The organism is Sutcliffiella sp. NPDC057660, from assembly GCF_042800035.1.
Classification (GTDB): Bacteria; Bacillota; Bacilli; order Bacillales; family Bacillaceae_I; genus Sutcliffiella_A.
This window is the reverse complement of sequence record NZ_JBHVHV010000014.1, coordinates 62209-85388: the sequence shown is the minus strand read 5'-3', so window position 1 is coordinate 85388 and position 23180 is coordinate 62209. Positions and strand designations below refer to the sequence as shown.

Genomic DNA, 23180 nt, shown 5'->3' with positions numbered 1-23180 from the left:
CCTAAATTGTCGTTATATTTATCATATCGTACGCTTGGACAATTGGAAAGGCAAGAGGCATAACCGATATATCATGGTTGATTAAGTCAACTAATTTTCGTATACTGAAAAGAGAGAATATTCATAATAAATGGAGGGCGAGAGTGTGAAAAAGCAATATGTGGAGCAGGTAAGAAAATTCAACAGGGAGTATGCGAAAGTGCTGGGGAGGATCGATCAGGAAATATACAATCAGCCTTTCTCTCTCACCGAGGCACGTGTGATTACTGAAATCCGCACCATGGGTGAATGTACAGCTACGGAGATAAGAGATGATCTGGGGATTGACCGTGGTTATATGAGCAGAATGATTCAGCGTTTGGAAGAAGAGAATATCATTTTGAAAAAACAGGCCACAGAGGATAAACGCCAATTTCTTCTTTACTTGACCGAATACGGGAAGAAAGTATACTCCGAGCTGGTGGAACAAGCAAATCAGGGAGTAGAGAGCATGCTTCATACGATTCCAGACAGAAATCTTTCAAGGCTTACAGAATCCATGAAAACGATAGAATCCATTTTGTTGAAAAGAGAAACTCTACAGCCTGAAGTGATCATTCGTCCCTATCAAGCTGGTGATATAGGATATATCGCACATCTGCATGGAAAACTCTATAAAAATACTTATAATTTTGGACCGCTCTTTGAATATTATGTGATGAAGGGACTTTCCGAATTTATGATGGACCATGAGGGCGGTGAGCTTTGGGTTGCAGAGGTTGATGGAGAGGTGGCAGGCTCTATTGCCATCACAAGGTTCGATGAAAAAACAGCACAGCTCAGATGGTTTGTCCTTGATGAAAGCTATCACGGATTGGGTATTGGCAAAAAATTGATGGAGACAGCGATACAGTTCAGCAAAGATCAAGAGTATCAAAGTATATTCCTGTGGACGGTAAATATTTTGAATGCAGCACGCCATCTATACGGAAAATATGGATTTGTCCTGACAGAGGAAAAGGAGAATGATCAGTGGACCGGCTCACGATTGAAGGAGGAGCGCTGGGATGTGGAGCTTTCATAGGTCAGAAGAGTGATTTTGTCGAAAAATGAAGGAAGAGCACATTTCCGTTTTATGGTACATTAGTGGTGGTGGGAGGAAATGGCAGACATGGAGAAACTCAAAAAGCTATTTTTGGCGGTCGCGTTAATTGGGCAGGTTGTCGGGATCGTACTTCTGTTTTTTAACGTAATGCTTGCAGTGATCTTTTACATATTATACGGAATGGCCATAGTTGCGCTATTTATTGTGTTGATCGTGGAACGCGACAAGGAAAAAGAGGAGGATGACAAGAATGATTATAGTGACTACTGAAACGGTACCTGGCAAGGCAATCAAAGAATTGAAGGGCTTTGTACGAGGTAATACCGTCCAGTCCAAGCATATCGGCAAGGACTTGCTCGCAGGCTTGAAAACCATCGTTGGCGGCGAAATCAAGGAATATACGGAAATGATGACAGAGGCACGCCAGAAGGCAATTGCCAGAATGGTAGAGGACGCAAAGGGAAAAGATGCAAACGCCATTATCTGCGTACGTCTTGAGACTTCAAGCATTATGGCGAATGCGTCGGAGATCATTGCCTATGGAACTGCGGTTGTGGTGGAGTAGGATAATATGTTGAATAGTATTAACGTGGTGTTTCCTGATTTGGAAACGGAAAGAATGAATCTGCGTATTCTAACCTTGGAACATTCCAAAGAAGTGCATCAACATTTTGCAGATTGCCATGTCACGGAATTCATGGATATTGAACCATGTAAAGATATAAACGAAGCGGAGGAAATAATTCGCTATCATCAGGAGGACTCAGGTTGCAGATGGGGACTGATTGATAAAGGTGACGGGAATTTCTTGGGGACAATCGGCTTTCATTATATTAGATGGAATCAGGTTGTTACAGCAGAAATAGGCTTCGATTTGTCAAAGGCGCATTGGGGTAAAGGCTTCATGACTGAAGCGATGATAGAAGTAATGGCATTCGGCTTCCTTGAAGCAGGATTCGATGCTATCGATGCCACGGTGGAACCTGAGAATGGGAAGTCGCTTCAACTACTAAGAAAGTTAGGCTTTCATGAGGAAAAAGAACCGAAGGATGGTTTAATCTATTTTTATATTGAAAAAGAGAAGATGGCTTCATAGTCAGCAAGGGAGCGTCCAGCGAAAGTGGACGCTCCCTTGCTTTTACTTATTGCTCCTTTTTCTTTTTAGCAGGATCATCCATCTCGATCATGTCCTTCATCTCGCGTTTGAACTCAAACAGCGCCTGTCCTGCCGCTTTTCCGAGCTTAGGGAGCTTGTTGGGGCCAAAGATGAGGAGGGCGACAATCAGGATGACTGCAATTTCACCTACACCTAGGTTCATATGTGTACACTTCCTTTTCCTTTTTGATTATCAGGTTAAAAAGGATGTGTGGAAAGATAAATAGTTGGATTGATGGAAATGAGGGGATAAGAAATACCTGGCATGCGGAAATACACCCGGCGAAAAAGAAGGAAGTACTTGCATCGAAAGGATAGGGGAGACCTGCCATTTTGGTTTTACCGCTGCAGTTTCATTTTTGCCTGAAGAACCATTCGTATCATTGCCATTGGAAGGCTGAACAAGTGCCAGCTCGTTTTCCATGTAGACTTTGGATAGAATGTGTCCCGTCTGATTGATCGCAGTTTCATGCTTGAAACCCCAGAAAAATGCCATGGCAACAATCAGTGGCAGCAATAACCCTTTCTTCATCGTATTTCCTCCTTTCGTATGGATTCCACTAAATTATACTTGATAATCCGATAACCGCAATAAATATAGGGGCCAGGCACCCTGTTAAGGCACCCTGGTAATTATTGCGGCTCGACATGTACATGGACACTGAAGACGCCGTGCTCTTTCATCAGTATCGATTCGACGTAGGTGGCGATGTCATGGGCTTCTTTGATATCGAGGTGAGGTTTCACGAGGATGACTACGTCCAGCACTTCATTATTGCCGTAGTTCCGCCCTTTGAGTTCCTTGATCTCTTCCACGCCGTCCGCTTTCTGGATGACACTTTCGTAAAAAGCCAGCTTCTTCTCATCAAATCCATCCGATAGTTCATGGGACGATTGCCGGAAGATGCCCCATGCTGTCGTACAAATGATCCCGCCGACAATGATGGCGGTGAATGTATCGAGCCAAGGCATGTTGAACTGTGAACCGATAATTCCGATGCTTGCCCCGATACTGACCCATGCATCGGAAATGTTATCCTTGGCCGCAGCCATGACTGCTTTGCTGTCGATCTTTTGAGCCAACCGTTTGTTATAGCGGTATACCCCATACATGACAACCGCAGAGACAAGGCCGACATATCCGGCCAACATATCCGGAGACTCATTCCTGCCCTGGAATATCGTACTGATTCCGTCCACCAATACTTGAATACCTACGGCAAACATAATGAAGGAAGCAATCATGGAAGCGATCGTTTCACTTTTCCAATGGCCATACGCATGATCATCATCAGGTGGCCTTTGTGCAAGCTTCAGGCCGATCAGTACGGCGACAGAGGCTATTATATCCGTTGCATTATTCAATCCATCCGCTCGGAGTGCAGAGGAGTCGCTTATGTATCCGATAAACAATTTTATGGCAGACAGAACAAGATAGGCGATGATACTGATGATCGCCCCGCGTTCGCCAAGCTTCAGATTCTGATATTTTTCCTGTTCCATTTCATATAATGCCTCCCTTAAAGGTCTTTGACTATCATACCAATAGGAAATCGGGTGGGTCTAGAGCAACCTTTTTGCCCATTTTTATATATGTAGGAGGACAGAAATATTGTTGGAAAAGGGAAAAAGAGGCACCCTAGGAAGACTTTTGCCTCCATACGAATGCCTCTTATTTCTATGAATCTACTATTTTACTACTTTTACAGTCTTCGCATCTTTGCTTTCCACACCAGTATTGGAAACCGAGGTCACGCCATACGTGTATCGCTTGCCTTCTTCAACTGTGCTGTCCACAAAAGTGGTAACACCTTCTGCTGAATAAACGACATCCACGATATTCGCTGGATTGCTGTAGTCCCCTTCTTGAAGTCCGTCGAAGCGGTAGATGACATATTTTCTTGCGTCGGAGTGCTTTTTTTCATCGATGGTCAGGGTGATGCCTTCATCTGTCTTGTTCGCTTTTACCTTGTTAGGTTTCTTCGGAAGTTTTCCGCCGTTCCATGCTGTAGCAGGAACAAGAGCAGGCTCCGTATAGATTTCATTCGTTAGGATATCTGCATACCCCAGATTGTTTTTGATGATTTGTCTTAAGGAGAAATGCATCTGTCCTTGTGTGTTCTCGTCCTGGCGGTTGTCAAGGATCTGGCCAGGAAGTTCGTTTGGATTATGCCAATTCTGATCGAAGTTATCTCCAACTTTGTAATCCGCTGTTCCGATATACAGATTCACAGGATGGTTATAGGCATATTCCTCGACTTCGTTGCTCCACCAGTCAAGCAGGATGGAGTAGTCGGCTGCTGCAAATCCGCGGGACCAATAGATTTGCGGTGTAATATAGTCGATGCTTCCGTCCTTGATCCATTGTCTTGTATCGGCATACAGATCATCATAGTTTGTTTGGCCGGCCGTTGTCTGGCTTCCAGTCGGGTCCATTGCGATATTTCTCCAAACACCGAATGGGGAGATACCGAACTGTACCCAGCTCTTTGTTTCCTTGATGGTGGAGTTTATGGCAGACACCAGATTGTTCACGTTGTCGCGTCTCCAGTCATCAATATTATCAAATCCGCGCGGGTCCGCTTCATATTGTGCTCTGTCCGGAAACTCTTCACCGGCTCTGCGATAAGGATAGAAGTAATCATCCATATGAACAGCTTCAATATCGTAATTGCTTACAAGCTCTTCGACAGTAGAAAGCAGATAGTCCTGTACTCCTTTGATACCAGGATTCAAGTAGTATTGAGGGCCGTATTTGACAATCCACTCCGGATGCTCCTTTGCAACACTGTCGGCTGACAGGCTGTCCAATGATTCGAACGGCATCGTCACACGATATGGATTCACCCACGCATGCACCTCGATACCGCGCGCATGGGATTCATCAATCATAATCTGAAGTGGGTCATAGCCAGGATCAGTCCCTTGTGCTTTTCCAGTCACATACTTGGACCAAGGATCAATGTCAGATGGATAAAATGCATCAGCGGTAGGTTTTACTTGATAGATGATGGTATTGAAATTCTTACCTTTAAGAAAATCAAGTGTCTGTTCAACCCAAGCTGTATAATCGGCTTCATTCATGCCAGCTTTAACGTCGATGTTCTGCACAGTGGCAATCCATGCTGCCCTCATTTCATGCTTAGGTTGGTAAGCCATTTCAGCACTCCCTTTCGCGGTAAAAAGAGGGAGAGTGAAGGAAAACAATAATGCCGTAATCATTATGTACTTACATGCTTGTCCAAATTTCATTTGTAGCCCCTCGCTTTCATTTTTTGTTTGTTAACGCTTACAAAATCGGTGAAATAATATTTCAGTAAATGACAGAAAAGTTGAAATATTATTTCTGTTTTCATTATAAAAGTAATGACAAAAATGGTATATAGATCCAAAGGAGCAAAATACTGAATATTCTAACTTATAATTTTAGTAGTTTTGATTTAGCTGACATAGTCATTTGGAACTATTTTGGAAATTGAAATAATTTATTGTAAATAGCTATTTACCTTTACGCTACGTCAAGGTGTATAGTGAAGTTGTCAGGAGGTGAGCACATGGAATATACCGTGCAGAAGCTAGCGAAAATGGCAGGGATCACAGGTCGAACCCTGCGCTATTATGATGAAATTGGAATTCTTAAGCCGGCAAGAATCAATTCATCCGGATACCGCATTTACGGGCAGAAGGAAGTGGACCGCCTGCAGCAAATCCTTTTTTATAGGGAGCTGGGGGTGGATCTGGAGAGCATCAGGAAAATCATGACCTCCCCAACCTTTGACCCAGCGCATGCATTGAAAGAACACCGTGAAAAACTTCTGACAAAACGTGAACAATTGAATCTACTAATCGCTAATGTCGATCAAACATTGGCGGCACAAGAAGGGAGAATCACAATGAGCGACAAAGAAAAATTCGAAGCATTCAAGCAGAAGCAGATAGATGATAACGAAAAGAAATATGGAAAAGAGGTTCGGGACAAATATGGAGAGGAAGCTGTCAACAAATCCAATGCCAAATTCAAAGGCATGTCCAAGAAGCAGCATGCAGAAGGGGAAAGACTCGGGCAGGAGATCCTGGATGTCTTGGAGCAGGCGATGTTAGAGGGGAATCCTTCCGGGGAGCTGGCCCAAAAAGCGGCCGATCTGCACCATCAATGGCTGGGCCTCTACTGGGACAGCTACTCCAAGGAAGCACACGCCGGATTGGCGCAGATGTATGTGGATGATGAGCGGTTCACCGCTTACTATGACAAAAAGAATCCCGGTACAGCAGCGTTTTTACGCGATGCAGTGTTTGTTTATACGGGGACGGAGAAAGACTGAGGGAAGAGTGTGGCAGGCTGCGCGGGATGTGCTGCCTGTTTTTTTATGAGGGAAAAGGGATGCGTGAAGATTCATGTCGGTTGCGTGAGGAAAAGTCGGGGAAACGTGAGAATCCGGGACAGTTACGTGAGGATAGAACGGAGTTCCGTGAGAATAGGTGGGAATTGCGTGAGAATAAACAGGAATCCCCATCTCGAATAATCATGAAATTTAAGGTTTCCCTCCCCAAAATAAAGAAATAATAAAATAATAGTTGACCCTGTGGTGTACCCCACGGTTTATGATAGGAGGGGGAGGGAAGGAATGTATAAGGTCAGTGAGTTTTCAGAGATGACGGGGCTGAGCAAGGAGACGCTCCGGTATTATGCAGAGGTGAAATTGATCGAGCCGGCTTACATTGATCCGAAGAATAATTATCGGTATTACGATGATGGCAGCTTTTTTCTGGCGATACTTTTGGGAAAGCTGAGGCGGTTCGGTTTTACGATACAGGAAATGATTTCGGTGATGGAGGACGAGTCCTTCGCACATTTGGAAGAGTTGATACAACAAAAGAAGAAGAACATTCAGATGCAGATGGAGGACCTTCAATTGAAAATGGAGGAAATCGATGAGTTTCTGGCATCTGGGAAGGAGGAAGAACAATGATTCAGTGGAAAGAGGAGCGGGTGATCCCGGTCCATATCGAAAAGCTATGGGAGCTGTTTTTGGATAAAAATATCACGAAAACGATGCCGAAAGTGGAGGAGCATATCCTGATCGAGAAGACGGAGGGTGAAGTCGGAGCGAAGCATCAGCAGAAATATCGAGAGGGAAAAAGGGTGGAAACGTATATTGTAGAGACCCTGGCCTATGAGGATCGAGAAGATAAAAAGCTCAAACAGATCAGCTTTGTTCTCGGAAAAGCCTTTGAAATCAACCTTACATTCGAGCTTCATAAAATAGACGAAACTCACACAAAGTTCATTTACTCCGGCTACAATAAAGGGGCTAATTTTGTCGGACGTGCCATGCTGAAGCTTGGAAGTGAGAAGGCTAACCAGAAGGTTGTGCAGGAATACATGGATAGGGTGGAAACCGAAGCAATGAAACTGTAATCCGAAAGAGAGCTACTGGCCTGCGCGGCTAGTAGCTCTTGAAGTTTAATGTACACTAGGATCCTTTTTCATGTTCTTGGAAGAGACCAATAAATACAGTCCGATTCCGCCAAACATCAACAGGCTACTGGTTGTGATTTTTGTTGCCTCTGACAACGAAGTCAGACCAACCAAGTATTCCGGCAGAATGTAGAAGACAGGGAGGACTATCGATATCAATGTTTTACTCCAGATGGAGATTCCCACCAGAAAGGCAATTGCCAAAGCGGCAACCATCATATTTCCTGTCGATCCAAGTGTAAAAATAGGAGTTTTCACATAGTTGTCTGCAAATAGCAAGCCAGCGAACAAGGCAATCGATAGGAAACTTACCAAATAAAGCAGGGAGAATTCCTTTGTTTTGGATAACTTCCGGCTTGCGATGGACTTGAAGCTGAACATATAGGCCAGAAGCAAAAGGATACAGACCAACGGGTAGCCGACCAGCTGCAACATGGAATATTCGAAGGAATCAAAGAAAATGTCCTTTAGTACAATTCCGGCAAATGCTCCTAAAATAATGATTGGAACGTATTTGGACCAGCCTTTCACATCAAAGGACATTTCATTTGAGAGCTGCTCCATGTACTCTTTTGGTGAGCTTCCAATGATATGCTCCACCCCTTGGTTGCGCTTTTCAGCTTCATATAGATGAAGCTCGAGCTCTTGTGTTATTTCGTCGATTTCCTTTGTTTTCTTGCCGCTTGAAAAAAGGTAGATCCGGAGATTATCGATAAAATCCCGGCTTTCTTTTGTTAACGTTACATTTTCCATTTTAAATTACCCCCTTAATTTGAAACCCGTTGCAGCAATTTGCTCATTAAAAAGAATACACCGCCTGACACCAGGTACACCCACCATTCCAAGTCAAGGTTTGGCCCGAAGTCAGGAGCGATCCAGGTAACTAACATAATAAGGGCCATTCCCGCGGCTCCAAAAAGTCCGGCTTTCCAGTATGCCCTGCGCTGCTCCTTTTTCTCTTTGAATAGAGTGGAACGCATAAGCTTGAAAATGACATTGACACCTAGACCGGAAAACATGATGACTGCCACAGCAAGAATCATCAGATTACCAAGAGATATTACATCACGGACCTCAACAAATCTTGGCAAAATCAAATGAACCAGCCCAAGAATGAGACCGAACCAGGCTAAGGAGCTTGCAACCTGAGAGAGAATGAAAGGAATGGCCTTGCGTTTTTTCTCGCTTGGAAGGCCTGAAATTAGTTCTTCTGCATATGTCCTGGGGTCGTCCCCGAAAAGGATAGATGCGGATTTCCCATCCTGCTGAGCTATCAAGAGATGATCAAGTAGTTCTAGCAACAGCTCTTCTCCTTCGCGTTCTGCAATCCGGAGGTCTGTGCGGATATACAATAAGAGGTCTTCATACAGCTTAAGATTTTCTTTATTCAATAGCTCTCTTTTTTCATTGTTTTCCTCAATATAGGATTTAGTAGCGTTTGTTTTAAGCATCGTTTTCCCCTCTTTGCAGTAGTTTGTTTACCGGCCCGGCAATTAACATCCATTCGTTCGCTATTCTTTCGAGCTCTTCTTTTCCGCTGTCTGTCAGATAGTAGTATTTTCTGTTGGGACCGGTTGCGGAAGGCCGCATTTCCCCTCGGATAAAGCCGTTTTTCTGCAACCTTAGCAGAACAGGGTAGATGGTACCCTCGCTGATATCCGGCAGCCCGACTTTCTGCAGCCTCTGTGACAGCTCGTATCCATAAACGGCCTGCTCCTCGACGATGGACATCACACATGCATCCAATATCCCTTTTAATAGCTGGCTTCTTGCTGCCATATACTCACCTCATCCTCGGTACTTTGTTATGCAAGATAGTTGTGTAAAAAAATTCGGTAATTTGCGAGGTACTGTCCTGCATGCATCAGCTACCTTGCATTGCCTGATACCATCATTATATACGGAGCTATCTTGTAATGCAAGGTATATTTGGGAAAATATTTTAATTTTAGAGGAGTTTGGGTATGCATAGGAAATATATAAAGGGAGAGGGGGATTCTGATGAAAGTTCTATTAAAAGTGCTCGTCATAAGCTTTGCATTCTTGCTTCTTGGCGCATGTGGGGTTGCAGATGGCGGGAAAGTGACGGCAAGGGATGTACTGAAAAATAATGAAGATGCAGATATCCTCATGTATAACGGTTTCATCTATAGCAATGTGACAGACCTGGATTGGATTCAGGAGGATAAAGATAATTTTTCAAAGGGTGAACACCTAGGTGACATAAAAAAGACTACATCAAGCAGCTTCGGGTTCCGCAATTTTTATGCAACGGTTCTGCAGGAAGGAACGAGCATCTACTCAATTAATGAAGATGAGGAAGGAGTAGGCATGATCCTTGTCGAGATTGATGGAGAGGTCTTGTATTATATGCAATTGTTGGAGGGGTGAAAAAATCATTTCATCACGCACAAAAATCCTGACATGCATGTCCTTTTAGTCTACAGAATAAAGTGAAGTAAGGAGGGATATCATGGACGTATTTTTTCTATATATACTTTTTTCCATCTGCATTTCTATCGTGATGGTTGTGGTCTTTTCGAAAAAAGAGAAAGAAAAAATGGGGACGATGCAGCAGATGGTGCTGGCGATGGGCTCCGCTATGACCATTGGGCTGACAATCGGAGTACTTGCTGGTGCCCTTTTTAAAGGGAGTTTTTTTGAATCCACAATTATATCCGTGCTGCTCGGAGTAATCGCCGGCATACTTTGTGGTGCCTTTTTCGGTCTGCTTCCGGCAGTGGAGGGAGCAATGTCCGGGCTGATGGGCGGAATGATGGGAGCGATGCTTGGGGAAATGCTGTCTGTTACCGAAGCTATGACGATGCTGATGGTATTGCTGGTGTTGTGCTACTGTTCGATTATGTTGGGTTTCGTTCTGCGGTCTGAAAAAGAAAAAGTAAAGGTGACGTGGTTATGGAAACCGATCGTGGTTCTGCTGCTTTTGGGAGGGTATTTGGTTTTTGGATTCCACTTAAGCGATGATTTCGGGAAGAAGCCTTCCTCTGGAGAGCATCATCATTAAAGCTTAAACAAACGTTTGATTAAGAATGTGGCAGGACTCTCCCTCCTTTTTGTAGAAATATGTCAATGAGCAAAAGGAAAATAAAGGAGACATTGGAATGAGACAACCTATTATTCATACATACGAAGAGGCCGTGGACGTCATAAATGAATGGGGATTACTGCCCCTTGCGCCACTTTTTGAAGAATATCCTTCCTTGAGTGGAGTGACGGAAAAAGAGAACTGGTACACCGATACCGCGCAAGACCCTTGGAAATGGCGCACCCGATTCGCATCAGAGGGAGTGGCGGCCTACGGGAAGTTCATGAAAAAGAAGGCGGTGTTCATCTCCCGAGGGCTTCTACCTTTGATGATAGCGGCGCTTGGCAGCAGCATATCAGTAAAGGAAAGATATGAATCTGGTAACATCTCAAAGGACGCACTCAATCTGTTTTCCATCATTTCAGAAGAAGAGGGAATCGATACAAGGGTCCTGCGGGTGAAGGCTGGCATGAAGGCTAAGGAGAAAAAGAAGGCGTTTGATCAGGCTTTATTGGAGCTGCAGGGAAGCCTGGATATTGTGGTGTCCGGTACAAAGGAAAAGCAGGATGGGAAAGGCGAGAAGAACGGCTGGAGCAGCACCTCCTATGAGACGATGGGTGCATGGATGAAGAAGCACAATATAGAAGTGCTGAAGATGGAAAAGGAAGCGGCGAAACGGGAGCTTACAGAACACTTTTCCAACAGTGCCAGTGAACAGGCGATGAAAAAAATAAAGAAGGCGATTGGTTAATCAAACGTTTGTTTAAAAGGGGAGAACAGAGATGGTTATAGGTGAATCCTATGCGTAGCATGCTTTTATGGGCGAAGCTTGCATTCATCTGCACGTGCTTGGTGCTCATCCCGATCTATCAGACTCTTTCTCAGGCGGCATTACCAGCTTATTTCGTTATAGCCGGGGCTTTTCTGGCCATCTATTTTACTTTGCCATTATGGAAAATGAGATGGGCTGCCTATGCGCTAGCCAGCTCCTTGCTTGCTGTTTTGCAGATATTTGTTTTGGAGCCTTCCGAATTCCTTCCGTGGCTCCTATTCTATTTTTTGATCATTGATGGCATGGTTTCCAAGTCCCAAAAGAGTAGAACATTAAACTTGGTTGCTGTTCTACTTCCTTTTTCAACAGTATTTTTCCATTTGAATCAGCCTGAACAGGGCTTCTTCCATGCGTTATTGAGTGTACTTTTGATAGGGATTGGGGCTATTTTGCAAGCCTACTATAGTGATAACGAAAAAATTGATAAAGAGTGGAAGGCCCTCTTGGTGGAATACCGTCTATTGAAAAGGCAGGTGGCGGTGAGCGAAGAAGTGGCAAGGGTCGAGGAGCGGAACCGGATCGCGAGGGATATTCATGATTCGGTCGGGCACCAGCTGACGGCGCTGATGATGCAGCTTGCAGTGGCGGAGCAGTCTGCAAAGGAGTCGGAGAATGTGAGTGGAATTCTTGCACAGTCAAAGCAGTTGGCGCGGGAAAGCCTGGACGGTATGAGAAAAGCGGTGAAGGCATTGCGGGGAGAAGAGGAGAAGGGGATTGCGTCCGTGATACACCTGATTCGTAAGCTTGAGGCGGAAAGTCGGATGCGGGTCCAGCTGACAACCAAAACTGGCGTGCTGTCTGTTCCGTTAACTAATGAACAGAATATTGCCATCTACCGGTTTGTCCAGGAAGGGCTGACCAATGCGATGCGGCATGGGAGCTCACGGGAAATTGCCGTGACGGTGGAGATTATCGGGGAGCATAGTCTTCAGATTGCTGTTGTGAATAAAATCGATGGACCGCTTCACCTTGTAGAAGGCTTCGGGATGGATAATATGCGCAAACGGATGGAGGCGCTCCAAGGCCGGGTAGTGCGTGTTGTCACAGATGGGGATTTTACGATCAAAGGGATTTTTCCTCTGAAGGGGGATACATAAATGATACATATTTTACTGGCGGAAGATCAGGCGCTTGTCCGGCAGGGGATCAAAATGATGATCGAGCAGCACGCCAATTTTAAAGTGGCGGCAGAGGCTGCAAATGGAAAGGAAGCTGTGGAGGCGTTTGAAAAGCATGTCATCGATTTGGTGCTGATGGATGTTAGGATGCCGGTGATGACGGGAATCGAGGCGACCCAACGGATAAAAAGCAGAAATCCGCATGCGAAAATCCTGATTCTTACCACGTTTGCGGATGAAGAGTATGCGATGGAGGCACTGAAGCTTGGGGCATTGGGCTATCAGTTGAAGGATGTGGATGCGGCGAGCTTGATTGCGTCCATTGAAAGTGTGCTTGACGGGGGGATTTCCATTGATGCTTCGGTTGCAGGAAAAGTGGTGCCAAGGCTGATCCAGCCAAGGGTGCCACAGGAAGACTTGACGCTGCTGACAAGTCGGGAGCGGTCGATCCTGCAGCTGGTCGGAGATGGGAAGAACAATCAAGAGATAGCGGAAGTGCTGCATCTATCGATTGGAACCGTGAAAAATCATGTGACCGTCATTTTGCAGAAGCTCGGGTTGCGCGATCGGACCCAGCTGGCCATTTATGCGATTCGTAATGGGTTGATATGATGGGAGGTGTTCCAGATAAAGCAGAGTAAATATGAAGAAAGAGCGAGAAAGAGGCTAGATCGTGTACGGAAAAGGCTGGGTGGAAAGTCAAAAAATCCTTATCATGAAGGGGAATGGAGCGGGTGGCGGCACCATAACACCATCAGGAGGAATGCTTCGGTATTATCCGGGCCACTGTTTATCGGGATTGTTCTTAGCCTTATTTTTAAAGATATCTTTCTGATCGCCATCATGGGGACGTATGCACTCTATTTTCTCTTAAACTTTCTCTATCTGGAAATGGTGTGGAGAAAGCTAGAGATTACCATTTTGGAAAAGCAGATGAAGATGTTCACCGAGGATGAGGGCATGGTGCTTGTGAAAATATCACAAAAGGGCTGGCTTCCCATCATTTTCGGCAAGCTGCGTATCGGGACGGATAAGAATATCCTTTTCTTGAATGGTGATGAGCGTATTCATCTGAACCAGGTTGAATTTCCTTTTTCCTTATTCGGAAGGTCCGATTTGGTGATCGAGCTCCCGTTCACCGCCCAAAAACGCGGAGTTGCAAAGCTGTTACTGTTTGACGTGGAAATCTCCCATTTTTTCGGAGTGGGACGGGTGCTGGTGGAGTCCCGTGACAACAAGGATTTTGAGGTGCTGATCTATCCTGGCCCCGCCGAGGTAGCGGGAATGGACCGAATCCGCCCGAAAAGGCAAGGCGATTTCCCCTCTAAGTCTTCATTTTATGACGACTATACCACGGTGACAGGTGCGAGGGCATATGAGAGCGGCGATCCGTTCAATCATATCCATTGGAAGGCATCAGCCAAGCTTAATAGCATGCAGACTAAGACTTTCCAGCGCACGTCCCAATTATCGTGGCTTTTTGTACTTGATATCCGGACAGAGGATGTAGAAGCGAAAATCAAAGGGATTTCCTATTTGATGCAGATTGCTACAAAGAAAGGGATTCCTTTTAGCATCCTGGTGAACATCAAGAAGTTCGGGAAGCCTTCATATGTAGTGTTGAATACTGGAGAAGGCAGGCAGCATCTTCACCAGGGGCTGACGATGCTTGCACGGTTGAGGCTGGACAATGTAGTGTTGCACATTTCCGTATTGAAAGGTGTCGTGCACCAGCATGCGGAATCCTCTCCCTATGTAATTTTGTGTATGGATGAAGAGCGGTACCGCGGCTTGGAGCTGCCTGCTTATTCCGATGTATATGCGTTAAGGCGGAGCGGAGAGGACGGTTTGGTGATGGACCTTTTGCCCAAGCGGGTGCGAAGGGCGATAGGAGGTTGAGTGGGGAACACCGGAGGGCAGCTTGATCCGGTGTTTTTTTGTGCGCTTATTTTGTGACTGGGTTGTAAGGGGTATTGTTACATTGGAAGGAAATGTAAAGTTGATCGATTAGTAAAGGTTTTGGATCGAAAAAGCAATGTTTTGGATTGATAACTTCTACTTTTGGATTGATAACTGCATCATTTGGACAGATTAGTGCTTGTTTTGGATCGATTCATGTGCACGCGCCGTCTTCGTAGTGAAAAAAATCCTAGATTCCTGTCCCGCGCCGCCATCGCAGTGAAAAAAATCATAGATTCTCGTCCTCCCGCCGTCTTCGAAGTGAAAAATCCTAGATTCCGCCTCCAAAACAACAAAAAATGACTTAAGTCACCCCCACCAGCAGCATCCAATGACTTTTTACAGGTTAGCACGCCATCAACCGATAGTAAGATAAGAGTATCAAAGGGGGTTATCAGATGTTAGAAGCAATCAATTTAACAAAAACCTTTAAAAATACGCAGGCGGTCAAGGGCGTGAACTTATATCTGGAAAAAGGCGAGACGGTGGGGCTGCTCGGGCCGAATGGAGCAGGAAAGTCGACGACGATTTCGATGCTGTCGTCCCTGGTCAGGCCGACGACCGGAGATGTGCTGCTCAAAGGGGAAAGTGTGAAGGAGCAGCCAAAGCATTTGCGTGAGATACTCGGTGTGGTGCCGCAGGATATTGCGGTTTTTCCTGACTTGACAGCAAGGGAGAATATGGAGTTTTTCGGGAAGGTGTATAGGCTGCCTAAACTTGAGCTGAAGGAACGGATAGAAGAGGTGCTGACACTTGTCGGCCTTGAGCATCGCCAAAAGGAGCTTGTCAAAACGTTTTCCGGCGGGATGAAAAGAAGGCTGAATATTGCCGTTGCCCTGCTGCATGAACCGGAGCTTCTGATTATGGATGAACCGACGGTGGGAATCGACCCGCAGTCACGGAATTATATCCTAGAGACAGTAAAAAAGCTGAATGAGGAAAAAGGCATTACTGTGCTGTACACCAGTCATTACATGGAAGAGGTGGAGTTCCTGTGCCGCCGAATTTATATCATGGACCGCGGGGAAGTGATTGCCTCCGGTTCGAATGAGGAAGTGAAGAATATCCTTTCCTCGGAGCACTCGATCGAAGTCGAGGTGGAGGTGGTGAAGGAGGATTTCCTTCAAGAGCTTCAGGCGCATCCGGCCATATCTCGGGTCACCTCGACAGAACATAAAGTCATCCTGCTTGCTCCAAAGGAAATCAATCTGCTTGAGGACGTATTTTCGATAGCGAACCAAAGCGGAACCACCTTAAAGGGGATACAGATCCAGGCTCCATCGCTTGAAGACGTGTTCCTTCATTTGACAGGCAGAACATTAAGAGATTAGGAGGGATGGACAATGCTGTTAGCTTTTATTAAGAAAGACCTCCTGCATCTATTAAGGGATAAAAAAGAAGTGATGATTCTGGTGGCAATGCCGTTTATCCTGATCACGATCCTCGGCTTTGCACTTGGAGGGGTGACCAATCAAGAAACGAAGCTTGATATTGCGGTAGCTGTGGTGGACCAGGGGGATGTAGCCGAGGACCTGCAGTTGCTCGAGGAATGGATGGATGGGCAAAACATACCTGAAGCGGCGAGAATGCAGATAAAAGAAGCGGCAGAGCAGTCATCGTTGCCGGAAATTCTAGTGTCTAAGGTCATGAAAGAGGAATTGACGGAGCTCTTGACTGTGACGGAAGAAAAATCGCTCTCAGAAACTCTCGAGGAAGAGAAATATGCTGCAGTGCTGTCTTTTCCAAAAAACTATCGCTATGAAATGTGGAAGAGACAATTTTTCGATGCGGAAGATAAAAACAATGAATTTGAGCTTTTTCTGAATGAGGAAAGAGGCCTTGAGGCTAATATCGTTTCAAATCTGGTAGAAAATTTCACCGAACAGATGCGCTTGTTTACGGTGCTGAATAAGGATGCGCAAAATACAGGTCAAACTCCGCCTGACTTTGCTTCTTTTGCGGGGGAAATCCAGGGAGAAAAAGTGACCTTGGATGGGAAGGATCCTATAGATTCCTTCGATTATTTTGCGGTAGGGATGAGCGTGATGTTTGCGCTGTATGTCGTCTCCTTTGTTGCAGGTTATGCTTACCATGAAAAGAGGACGTTTGTGTATGACCGGATCTTGTTGGCAAACGCCCCCCCATGGTTGTATGGGGCAAGTAAATGGATTTCTGCTGTACTTGTCGTATTTGTCCAGCTTTGTGTGCTATTCGGTTTGAGTGCACTTTTGTATAAGGTTTATTGGCCGGATGTGCTTCATTTCCTGCTGATCACGCTCATGTTCAGCGGTGTGATCGGCTCGTTCGCAGTCCTGATCACGGCCCTGAACTATCGCTTTGAAACAGAGCGTATTTCCACCATGTTTTCAGGTTTTCTAGTCAGTATCCTTGCTTTTTTGGGAGGCAGCTTCATTCCGTGGAAGGACGTATCCGAAGTTATGTGGAAAATAGGGTCTTACACACCAAATGGTGCCGCCCTGCAGGGTTACCTTCAAGCTATGCAGGGTGAAACACTAGGAAATCTCATTGATCCGCTCCTCACTTTAGGTGTGACTGCTGTACTGTTATTGATTATTGCGGTGTCCCTGTTTCCGAAAAGGAGGTTGAGATAAATGCGAACGATACTCTGGATTCATATTCGCCATCTTCTGCGTCAGCCATTCGCGGTACTTGGGATGATCGTACTGACAGTGATATTTGCGGTGGCAACCGGTCAGGTTAATCGGACCTCCACGTTGGAAGTGCCAGTTTTTACGGAAAATCTCTCCCTAGAGGAAACAAACGCTCTGCTGGAGGAGTTAAATAAAGAGGAAAGCATGGTTTTCCAGCTGGAAGACCAGAAACTTCTGGAGGAAAAGATAGAACGAAACGCAATAGACATGGCGATTCAATTGGAAGAGGGGAAGTATACCATCTTTACTGCAGCGGAATCAGCGAGCATCTCGATTGTAGAGGCTCATGTCAGGAATGTTCTTCAGACAGAAGCGGTGTTGAAGGAGACTTCTCTTGCGTATGATAAAAGTGTGGGGGAGTTAAAAGAGCTGGTCGCTACCAACGATAACCTCTATGCTGTGAGCACGAAGTCGTTCCAGGAGGACGATTTCATCTATGATGCTTCCATTCAGTCATTGTTCGGATTCTCCCTGTTCTTCGTCGTCTTTACGGTTTCTTTTACTGTAAGCACGATTTTACAGCAAAAACAGAATGGAATGTGGAACAGGTTGATCCTTTCTCCCCTTTCCAAGACACAGATATATTTTGGTCATCTTGCATTCAGCTTCCTGCTCGGCTATGCGCAGCTTGTTCTGATTTACACCTTTTTTGAATTTGTAATAGGCGTCGATCTGTATGGTGGCTATCCGTTCGTATTGATTGCGGTGATACCTTATCTGTTTGCGCTTGTGTCATTGGGAGTATTGATCAGTGGGGTCGTGAGCAATACTCGCCAGCTCGATGCCGTCATTCCGTTGATCGCCGTCAGCATGGCAATGATCGGGGGAGCCTATTGGCCGCTAGAGATTGTGCAATCCGAAATCTTGATCACCCTCTCCAAGCTTGTCCCGATCAAATACGGCATGGATATGCTGAAGGGCGCGACCATCCTGGATTGGTCCTTGGGGCAATTCCTTCTTCCTGCTTCGGTACTGTTCTGCATGGGAGTGCTGTTCATGGGGATAGGCCTGAATTTGATGGAGCGGAGGGCTTCTTAATGAAGGGAGGCATGTAAAGAAATCTTTACATGCCTTTTTATTTTGAATTCCCTTGGATTTCATAGAGGGTTAAATCATAATTATGTTGAAAAGTTTTCCAAGACGAATACCCTGATTAACATTTGTATATTTTTTTCGATATATACATTATATTCATTTAAATGTTGCATAAAGGGGATAAGTCATGATTCATTCGTTAAAAGGCAAGTTAATTTTATCTTTTACTCTAGTCATTTTTTTAATTATTTCTGCAGTAGGTACGATCACCTATTTTCAGACAAAGGCAAAAATCGAAAGTAACGTATCGACGGATGCAAAGGGTGCAATGGAAGATCTTGAAAATACGATCGGTCAGTATTTAATTAACTATTCAAACATCGTCTCCTACCAAAGTGAAAGTCAAAGCATAGCTGACTATTTGTCAGAAGGATCTGCCACACAAAGTAATCAAGCACTCACTTCTACCAAAGAAGATTTTAACAAGTTGCTAAATCATTTTCCTGATATTCAATTATTGTATTTTGCGACAGAAGAAAAGGAGATACACACAGCACCAACAATCGATTTGCCAGATGGATTTGATCCAACAGGAAGAGAATGGTATCAACAAGCTATTCAGCAACCTGATGAAGTAATCTATACAGATGTATATATAGATGTAGATACAGAAGAACCAGTAATAACTCTTGCTAAGGCTATTGAGGTGAATGGAAAGGTCGTGGGAGTTATGGCTGCTGACCTTAGTCTTCAGGCTTTAGGGGAAATAGTGAAGGAGAAACAAGTAGGATATGAAGGGTATAGTATTTTACTGGATAATAAAGGAACAGCACTAGTTCATCCAAATTCAATGGGAGAGAATTTACTTGATTTATCCTATATAAAAGGAATTTATGATGATGAATCAGGAACTCAGAACTATACAGATAAAGGTGATAATAAAGTACTAGTCTATGAAACGATAGGAAACACCGGTTGGAAGGTGGGGGGTGTTTACTTAGAGAAGGATATGTTATCACTGGCTAATGATATTTTAGTCACCATTATCATTATTGGATTATTATCTATAATAATCGCAAGCATTGTTACTTTCTTATTAGCAAAATATATAACACGACCAATCCTCCAATTAAATTCAGCGGTTTCCAAAGTGGCAGAAGGAGATTTAACAGGTGAGGTAAATGTTACATCTTCTAAAGATGAGATTGGTGTTTTATCACAATCCTTTCAAACAATGCTTGTTAATATGCGTCAGATGTTAGGAACAGTGGATGAATCTTCACAAAAGGTGAAAGCTTCAGTAGAAGATATGAGTGCCGTAGCAGAAGAGGTTGCAGCTACAAGTGAGGAAATGAATCGGGCAATCGAAGAGCTTTCTAAAGGCGCTGTCCAACAAGCTACAGATTTAGAAAGCACAAATACCATTACTCAAAATCTTGCCTTTAATATTGAAGATGTCCTATCTAAACAAAATAATTTGACAGAGCTATCTAGTCAAATTGTACAAGCGAATGACAACGGATTGAAAAAAATAGAGATTTTAACGAGCCATACTAATGAATCAACAAAGATTGTAAAAAGCCTAAATGTACTAATGAATCAATTTACAGATAAGATTAATAGTATTGAGGAGATTACTCTTACCATTAATGAGATCTCAAACCAAACAAATCTATTAGCACTCAATGCAAGTATCGAAGCTGCAAGAGCTGGAGAGCATGGTAGAGGGTTTGCTGTTGTGGCAACGGAAGTTAGAAAGCTGGCTGAACAAACTGCAGAATCTACTAATCATATTACAAATACCATTTCCAGTATTCAAGAAGAGTCCAATTTAATCTTACAGGAAATGCAGAAAACGAACAAAATTTCAGAAGAACAAAGCTATGCAGTCAAAGATACTGGAGAATCTTTTGAGTATATAGCCACAAACATTCGATCCATCATTCATTTTATCGATCAAATTATGAAGAATATGAATACTATGAATGATTCTAAAGAGGAAGTGTTGGCATCTGTTCAAAGCATATCAGCAATTGCAGAGCAATCGGCCGCAGGAACAGAAGAAATTGCAGCATCAACAGATGAGCAACTAAAAGCAATCAATAGCATTGCTTATTCTTCTGAAGAGCTATTAACATTAAGTGAAGATTTAAATGATTTGATTAGAAGATTTAAACTGTAACTTGTTCTAAAAGGAAACGAAAGGCTGGTGCGGAAACCCAGTCTTTTTATTTTGGGAAAGTCCAATAGATTTTTCCTCCTTGGCCTTCTTTATCGGGCCAAGGTATTTTATTTTGAAAATAATGAATGATGTTTGGAACGAATTTACCTCTTGGTTTGTCTAATGGTTGAAAGGAGGTTACATAGTGAAGAAATTGTCAGATTTATTTAAGCGTTCCGATCGGACAGCCTTTGAGGAGCTAATTAAAAAAGAGCAGGAAAAGCTCTATCGGATTGCCTATAGCTATATGCGCAATGAGCAGGATGCCCTTGATGTGGTCCAGGATGCAATCGTAAATGGTTATAAGTCATTACATAAATTGGATCACCCTCAGTATTTCACGACCTGGATAACGAGGATCGTAATAAATACTGCCATAAACGAGCTAAGAAAAAGGAAGAAGGTAACCTTTTTGGAACTGGATAAAAATGAGCCTGCCACAAAGGACCGCTACCATTCCATTCATAAATTGGATCTCGGGGAAGTGCTGGAGAGGCTAAAGCCGGACCAGAGGTGTCTTTTGATTATGCGATTTTATCACGGCTACTCGATGAAGGAAATGGCAGAGATACTCGGCAAGCCGGAAGGAACAGTCAAGTCCCAGCTGCATCGGACGCTCGCTCAAGTGAAAATGAGTTTAAATGAAGGAGGCGAAATGTATGGAGAGGCTTAGTCGCGAATTGAAAAATGAGCTGGACGCAATACCGGTCCCAAAGGATATGCTGGATGCCACAGTACGGAAAGCATTGGAGCAAGGCAGGCAGCAACATTGGAAAAGGATTGGCAGAATGCAAAAATTCAAAATGAGTATCGCTTCCATCCTGGTACTGGGGATTATCACAATCCTGCTTCAGGCAGCGCTGCTCGACTCAAATCAGGTCCAAGGGCAGAACTATCATGAAAGCATCATTTTCCGGCATGGGGATCCGGGGTTGAAGATAGTGGCACAGGAAGGAAAAATCGAGAAGCATTCAATGCAACAGCATTCGGACGGGGTGTCCATCACCTTATCGGAGGCATACCTTGATAAAGGGAAATTGGCTGTCGGCTACACGGTAAAAACGAACAGAAGTATAGAGGGAGATGTGATGGTACAACTGTCTGCTGGTGGGAAAAACCTGTGGGGAGGCGGAACGGTTTGGTCCATCAAGCCCGGGGAAGGGAAGCAGGGAGTCTTTGATTTTCCTAAATTGGATGGGGTCGAGTGGGGAGATTTTGACCTGCATATCGAACTGGTGGAAGACCACTCCACTAAAGGAGAGTGGAAATTCAGCTTTGACGTGCCGGAGCAATCGGAATATAAATCAGAAAAAGTTGATGCAAAATCCGATACTGGGGAAGAGAGATGGTATTGGGTCAAAAACATGGAACTTACTCCTTCTTTGCTTAAGTTGAAGACAACCTTGAAATTATCTGAGAGTGAACGGAGTGTCCTCAATGATTCAATGATTCAGGGGACTGTCATCTACATGAAGGATGGAAGTGGGATGGTGAAGATGCACCGTGATTTCCGATCCGGTTCCAATCAGGACCTTTATGAAGCGTTGAAAAAAGGGACCCCCTATACACAACTGGAGGTGGATTTGGCCCCACCGCGGGATGTAGAATCGATTACTGTTGTGCCATTTCTTCAGAATATAAAAAATGAGAGTGTGTCTGTCCCGTTGCAGGAGGGAGCGACTCTAGCTTCCAAAGGAGCCGTTTTGAAGCTGATGGGAGTTGCGGAGGAGCAAGGTAGAATGACAATCAGGATCCAGAAGTCAAACAAGCTCGAAAACTTCGCCTTGCATTCTCTCCGTGTGAAAGATGGGAACGGCGATTTCCATGATCCTCTATCCTACGTGATAAAGGACAGTTACTTGGAAATTCATTATCCGAGGCTTGGGGATATGAAAGAACTGGAGCTGGCCTATCAAGAAGTGGATCTATATTTGGATGATCTGGCAGTGGAAATAGAGTTATAAAGATTGAAAGAGAAGCGAGACGTGCCTCTGGGCAGCTGGCTTCTCTTTTTTTGTTGGACCACTTAATGCACACCCTGACTCGGATCCCACGCCTCCTGCTGCTTCCTTATATGAACAATCTGCCCGATATGGTAGGCGTTATGGATGGTAAGCTGGGTGATGTCCCCGACCCATTTGTTCAGTGCTGCCTCATCACAGTTCTCCAAGGCACGGCTCCAGTCAGAAAGGATGGTGTTCATTCGGTCGACCGCTGTTTTCCAATCGGTTTCTATTGGTTGAAAAGTATAATCGTTGCTGTGGACTCCTTTTGGAATGTCTTCTCCCTGTAGTCGTAAGAGGTATCTTTCGTTGTAATAGTTTAAGTGATTGACAATCTCCCAGATGGAGTTGGAGGAATCATTCAATTTCCATGATGCTTGTTCGGTTGAAAGATCTTTGATTGCGTGGTGCAGGGATACAAACCAGGCGTTCTGGTTGTGGCATGCGCTTAACTGCTCGAGAAACACTTCTTTTACATTCATCGGTAAAGCCTCCTCGTTAAATTTCAAATTTTTCTGTACATTCCCAATATAGCACGCTTACAAGAAAAAAGCCTACTGATAAAATAGTCAGCA

27 protein-coding genes are annotated in these 23180 nt (G+C 44.4%); 19 read left to right on the top strand and 8 right to left on the bottom strand.

What is annotated here, in order from left to right:
* The first annotated feature begins 145 nt into the window (after positions 1-145).
* From ACFVAD_RS16970 to ACFVAD_RS16955, 4 genes are all read left to right on the top strand, one after another.
* The gene (locus tag ACFVAD_RS16970) at positions 146-1063 is read left to right on the top strand and encodes a bifunctional helix-turn-helix transcriptional regulator/GNAT family N-acetyltransferase (protein WP_386642617.1); all 918 of its coding nucleotides are present in this window, start codon (positions 146-148) and stop codon (positions 1061-1063) included.
* Positions 1064-1150: 87 nt separating this feature from the next.
* Positions 1151-1354: a hypothetical protein gene (locus tag ACFVAD_RS16965; protein WP_386642615.1), complete on the top strand. Its 204-nt coding sequence runs from the start codon at positions 1151-1153 to the stop codon at positions 1352-1354.
* On the top strand, positions 1335-1649 hold the full coding sequence (locus ACFVAD_RS16960) for a YbjQ family protein (RefSeq protein WP_386642612.1): 315 nt from the start codon (positions 1335-1337) through the stop codon (positions 1647-1649). The genes ACFVAD_RS16965 and ACFVAD_RS16960 overlap by 20 nt, the downstream gene beginning before the upstream one ends.
* A gap of 6 nt (positions 1650-1655) precedes the next feature.
* Entirely contained in the window at positions 1656-2180 is a 525-nt protein-coding gene (locus tag ACFVAD_RS16955) for a GNAT family N-acetyltransferase (protein ID WP_386642609.1), read from the top strand.
* Positions 2181-2226: 46 nt separating this feature from the next.
* Here the strand turns inward: ACFVAD_RS16955 and ACFVAD_RS16950 are convergent, their stop codons facing one another.
* The 4 genes from ACFVAD_RS16950 to ACFVAD_RS16935 all read right to left on the bottom strand — a co-directional run bounded on the left by ACFVAD_RS16950 (position 2227) and on the right by ACFVAD_RS16935 (position 5492).
* Positions 2227-2403, bottom strand: coding sequence for a twin-arginine translocase TatA/TatE family subunit (locus ACFVAD_RS16950; protein ID WP_386642606.1), 177 nt, complete (start codon positions 2401-2403; stop codon positions 2227-2229).
* A gap of 30 nt (positions 2404-2433) precedes the next feature.
* Positions 2434-2772 (bottom strand): hypothetical protein, encoded by a 339-nt coding sequence (locus tag ACFVAD_RS16945; protein ID WP_386642604.1) that lies wholly within the window; start codon positions 2770-2772, stop codon positions 2434-2436.
* A 101-nt stretch (positions 2773-2873) separates the two neighbouring features.
* Positions 2874-3743, bottom strand: coding sequence for a cation diffusion facilitator family transporter (locus ACFVAD_RS16940; RefSeq protein ID WP_386642601.1), 870 nt, complete (start codon positions 3741-3743; stop codon positions 2874-2876).
* Between the two features lie 186 nt (positions 3744-3929).
* On the bottom strand, positions 3930-5492 hold the full coding sequence (locus ACFVAD_RS16935) for a glycoside hydrolase family 10-like protein (protein WP_386642598.1): 1563 nt from the start codon (positions 5490-5492) through the stop codon (positions 3930-3932).
* A 302-nt stretch (positions 5493-5794) separates the two neighbouring features.
* Between ACFVAD_RS16935 and ACFVAD_RS16930 the strand changes: the two genes are divergently transcribed.
* The 3 genes from ACFVAD_RS16930 (at position 5795) to ACFVAD_RS16920 (ending at position 7659) form a co-directional block, all read left to right on the top strand.
* The gene (locus ACFVAD_RS16930) at positions 5795-6562 is read left to right on the top strand and encodes a MerR family transcriptional regulator (protein WP_386642596.1); all 768 of its coding nucleotides are present in this window, start codon (positions 5795-5797) and stop codon (positions 6560-6562) included.
* A gap of 303 nt (positions 6563-6865) precedes the next feature.
* Positions 6866-7210: a MerR family transcriptional regulator gene (locus ACFVAD_RS16925; protein WP_386642593.1), complete on the top strand. Its 345-nt coding sequence runs from the start codon at positions 6866-6868 to the stop codon at positions 7208-7210.
* On the top strand, positions 7207-7659 hold the full coding sequence (locus tag ACFVAD_RS16920; protein WP_386642591.1) for an SRPBCC family protein: 453 nt from the start codon (positions 7207-7209) through the stop codon (positions 7657-7659). The genes ACFVAD_RS16925 and ACFVAD_RS16920 overlap by 4 nt, the downstream gene beginning before the upstream one ends.
* A gap of 45 nt (positions 7660-7704) precedes the next feature.
* Here the strand turns inward: ACFVAD_RS16920 and ACFVAD_RS16915 are convergent, their stop codons facing one another.
* From ACFVAD_RS16915 to ACFVAD_RS16905, 3 genes are read right to left on the bottom strand one after another with little or no spacing between them, the layout of a single operon-like run.
* Positions 7705-8472: an HAAS domain-containing protein gene (locus ACFVAD_RS16915; protein ID WP_224841141.1), complete on the bottom strand. Its 768-nt coding sequence runs from the start codon at positions 8470-8472 to the stop codon at positions 7705-7707.
* Positions 8473-8486: 14 nt separating this feature from the next.
* On the bottom strand, positions 8487-9170 hold the full coding sequence (locus ACFVAD_RS16910) for a DUF1129 family protein (RefSeq protein ID WP_386642588.1): 684 nt from the start codon (positions 9168-9170) through the stop codon (positions 8487-8489).
* Positions 9163-9498, bottom strand: a complete 336-nt coding sequence (locus ACFVAD_RS16905; protein WP_386642585.1) for a PadR family transcriptional regulator — start codon at positions 9496-9498, stop codon at positions 9163-9165. Before ACFVAD_RS16905 ends, ACFVAD_RS16910 begins: the two co-directional genes overlap by 8 nt.
* Positions 9499-9720: 222 nt before the next feature.
* Between ACFVAD_RS16905 and ACFVAD_RS16900 the strand changes: the two genes are divergently transcribed.
* The 12 genes from ACFVAD_RS16900 to ACFVAD_RS16845 all read left to right on the top strand — a co-directional run bounded on the left by ACFVAD_RS16900 (position 9721) and on the right by ACFVAD_RS16845 (position 22566).
* Positions 9721-10110: a hypothetical protein gene (locus tag ACFVAD_RS16900; RefSeq protein ID WP_386642582.1), complete on the top strand. Its 390-nt coding sequence runs from the start codon at positions 9721-9723 to the stop codon at positions 10108-10110.
* Between the two features lie 82 nt (positions 10111-10192).
* On the top strand, positions 10193-10744 hold the full coding sequence (locus tag ACFVAD_RS16895) for a hypothetical protein (RefSeq protein ID WP_386642580.1): 552 nt from the start codon (positions 10193-10195) through the stop codon (positions 10742-10744).
* A 97-nt stretch (positions 10745-10841) separates the two neighbouring features.
* Positions 10842-11516, top strand: a complete 675-nt coding sequence (locus tag ACFVAD_RS16890) for an AlkZ-related protein (RefSeq protein ID WP_386642577.1) — start codon at positions 10842-10844, stop codon at positions 11514-11516.
* Positions 11517-11566: 50 nt separating this feature from the next.
* Positions 11567-12694: a sensor histidine kinase gene (locus ACFVAD_RS16885; RefSeq protein ID WP_386642574.1), complete on the top strand. Its 1128-nt coding sequence runs from the start codon at positions 11567-11569 to the stop codon at positions 12692-12694.
* A complete protein-coding gene (locus ACFVAD_RS16880; RefSeq protein ID WP_386642572.1) occupies positions 12695-13327 on the top strand; it encodes a response regulator transcription factor in 633 nt (210 codons plus the stop codon).
* Between the two features lie 6 nt (positions 13328-13333).
* Positions 13334-14614: a DUF58 domain-containing protein gene (locus tag ACFVAD_RS16875; protein ID WP_386642570.1), complete on the top strand. Its 1281-nt coding sequence runs from the start codon at positions 13334-13336 to the stop codon at positions 14612-14614.
* A gap of 458 nt (positions 14615-15072) precedes the next feature.
* Positions 15073-16005, top strand: a complete 933-nt coding sequence (locus ACFVAD_RS16870) for an ABC transporter ATP-binding protein (protein ID WP_386642567.1) — start codon at positions 15073-15075, stop codon at positions 16003-16005.
* A gap of 12 nt (positions 16006-16017) precedes the next feature.
* Positions 16018-17286, top strand: a complete 1269-nt coding sequence (locus ACFVAD_RS16865; protein WP_386642565.1) for an ABC transporter permease — start codon at positions 16018-16020, stop codon at positions 17284-17286.
* Positions 17287-18384, top strand: a complete 1098-nt coding sequence (locus ACFVAD_RS16860) for an ABC transporter permease (protein WP_386642562.1) — start codon at positions 17287-17289, stop codon at positions 18382-18384.
* A gap of 184 nt (positions 18385-18568) precedes the next feature.
* A complete protein-coding gene (locus ACFVAD_RS16855; RefSeq protein ID WP_386642559.1) occupies positions 18569-20563 on the top strand; it encodes a methyl-accepting chemotaxis protein in 1995 nt (664 codons plus the stop codon).
* Between the two features lie 184 nt (positions 20564-20747).
* Positions 20748-21275: a sigma-70 family RNA polymerase sigma factor gene (locus ACFVAD_RS16850; RefSeq protein ID WP_386642556.1), complete on the top strand. Its 528-nt coding sequence runs from the start codon at positions 20748-20750 to the stop codon at positions 21273-21275.
* Positions 21262-22566 (top strand): DUF4179 domain-containing protein, encoded by a 1305-nt coding sequence (locus ACFVAD_RS16845; RefSeq protein ID WP_386642553.1) that lies wholly within the window; start codon positions 21262-21264, stop codon positions 22564-22566. Before ACFVAD_RS16850 ends, ACFVAD_RS16845 begins: the two co-directional genes overlap by 14 nt.
* 62 nt (positions 22567-22628) lie before the next feature.
* Here the strand turns inward: ACFVAD_RS16845 and ACFVAD_RS16840 are convergent, their stop codons facing one another.
* On the bottom strand, positions 22629-23087 hold the full coding sequence (locus ACFVAD_RS16840) for a DinB family protein (protein ID WP_386642550.1): 459 nt from the start codon (positions 23085-23087) through the stop codon (positions 22629-22631).
* Between the last annotated feature and the right edge of the window lie 93 nt (positions 23088-23180).

Coding starts and splice junctions, on each gene's coding strand:
- ACFVAD_RS16965 (WP_386642615.1), top strand. CDS start 1,151: ATGGAGAAACTCAAAAAGCTATTTTTGGCGGTCGCGTTAATTGGGCAG.
- ACFVAD_RS16960 (WP_386642612.1), top strand. CDS start 1,335: ATGATTATAGTGACTACTGAAACGGTACCTGGCAAGGCAATCAAAGAA.
- ACFVAD_RS16955 (WP_386642609.1), top strand. CDS start 1,656: ATGTTGAATAGTATTAACGTGGTGTTTCCTGATTTGGAAACGGAAAGA.
- ACFVAD_RS16950 (WP_386642606.1), bottom strand. CDS start 2,403: ATGAACCTAGGTGTAGGTGAAATTGCAGTCATCCTGATTGTCGCCCTC.
- ACFVAD_RS16945 (WP_386642604.1), bottom strand. CDS start 2,772: ATGAAGAAAGGGTTATTGCTGCCACTGATTGTTGCCATGGCATTTTTC.
- ACFVAD_RS16940 (WP_386642601.1), bottom strand. CDS start 3,743: ATGGAACAGGAAAAATATCAGAATCTGAAGCTTGGCGAACGCGGGGCG.
- ACFVAD_RS16935 (WP_386642598.1), bottom strand. CDS start 5,492: ATGAAATTTGGACAAGCATGTAAGTACATAATGATTACGGCATTATTG.
- ACFVAD_RS16930 (WP_386642596.1), top strand. CDS start 5,795: ATGGAATATACCGTGCAGAAGCTAGCGAAAATGGCAGGGATCACAGGT.
- ACFVAD_RS16925 (WP_386642593.1), top strand. CDS start 6,866: ATGTATAAGGTCAGTGAGTTTTCAGAGATGACGGGGCTGAGCAAGGAG.
- ACFVAD_RS16920 (WP_386642591.1), top strand. CDS start 7,207: ATGATTCAGTGGAAAGAGGAGCGGGTGATCCCGGTCCATATCGAAAAG.
- ACFVAD_RS16915 (WP_224841141.1), bottom strand. CDS start 8,472: ATGGAAAATGTAACGTTAACAAAAGAAAGCCGGGATTTTATCGATAAT.
- ACFVAD_RS16910 (WP_386642588.1), bottom strand. CDS start 9,170: ATGCTTAAAACAAACGCTACTAAATCCTATATTGAGGAAAACAATGAA.
- ACFVAD_RS16905 (WP_386642585.1), bottom strand. CDS start 9,498: ATGGCAGCAAGAAGCCAGCTATTAAAAGGGATATTGGATGCATGTGTG.
- ACFVAD_RS16900 (WP_386642582.1), top strand. CDS start 9,721: ATGAAAGTTCTATTAAAAGTGCTCGTCATAAGCTTTGCATTCTTGCTT.
- ACFVAD_RS16895 (WP_386642580.1), top strand. CDS start 10,193: ATGGACGTATTTTTTCTATATATACTTTTTTCCATCTGCATTTCTATC.
- ACFVAD_RS16890 (WP_386642577.1), top strand. CDS start 10,842: ATGAGACAACCTATTATTCATACATACGAAGAGGCCGTGGACGTCATA.
- ACFVAD_RS16885 (WP_386642574.1), top strand. CDS start 11,567: ATGCGTAGCATGCTTTTATGGGCGAAGCTTGCATTCATCTGCACGTGC.
- ACFVAD_RS16880 (WP_386642572.1), top strand. CDS start 12,695: ATGATACATATTTTACTGGCGGAAGATCAGGCGCTTGTCCGGCAGGGG.
- ACFVAD_RS16870 (WP_386642567.1), top strand. CDS start 15,073: ATGTTAGAAGCAATCAATTTAACAAAAACCTTTAAAAATACGCAGGCG.
- ACFVAD_RS16865 (WP_386642565.1), top strand. CDS start 16,018: ATGCTGTTAGCTTTTATTAAGAAAGACCTCCTGCATCTATTAAGGGAT.
- ACFVAD_RS16860 (WP_386642562.1), top strand. CDS start 17,287: ATGCGAACGATACTCTGGATTCATATTCGCCATCTTCTGCGTCAGCCA.
- ACFVAD_RS16855 (WP_386642559.1), top strand. CDS start 18,569: ATGATTCATTCGTTAAAAGGCAAGTTAATTTTATCTTTTACTCTAGTC.
- ACFVAD_RS16845 (WP_386642553.1), top strand. CDS start 21,262: ATGGAGAGGCTTAGTCGCGAATTGAAAAATGAGCTGGACGCAATACCG.
- ACFVAD_RS16840 (WP_386642550.1), bottom strand. CDS start 23,087: ATGAATGTAAAAGAAGTGTTTCTCGAGCAGTTAAGCGCATGCCACAAC.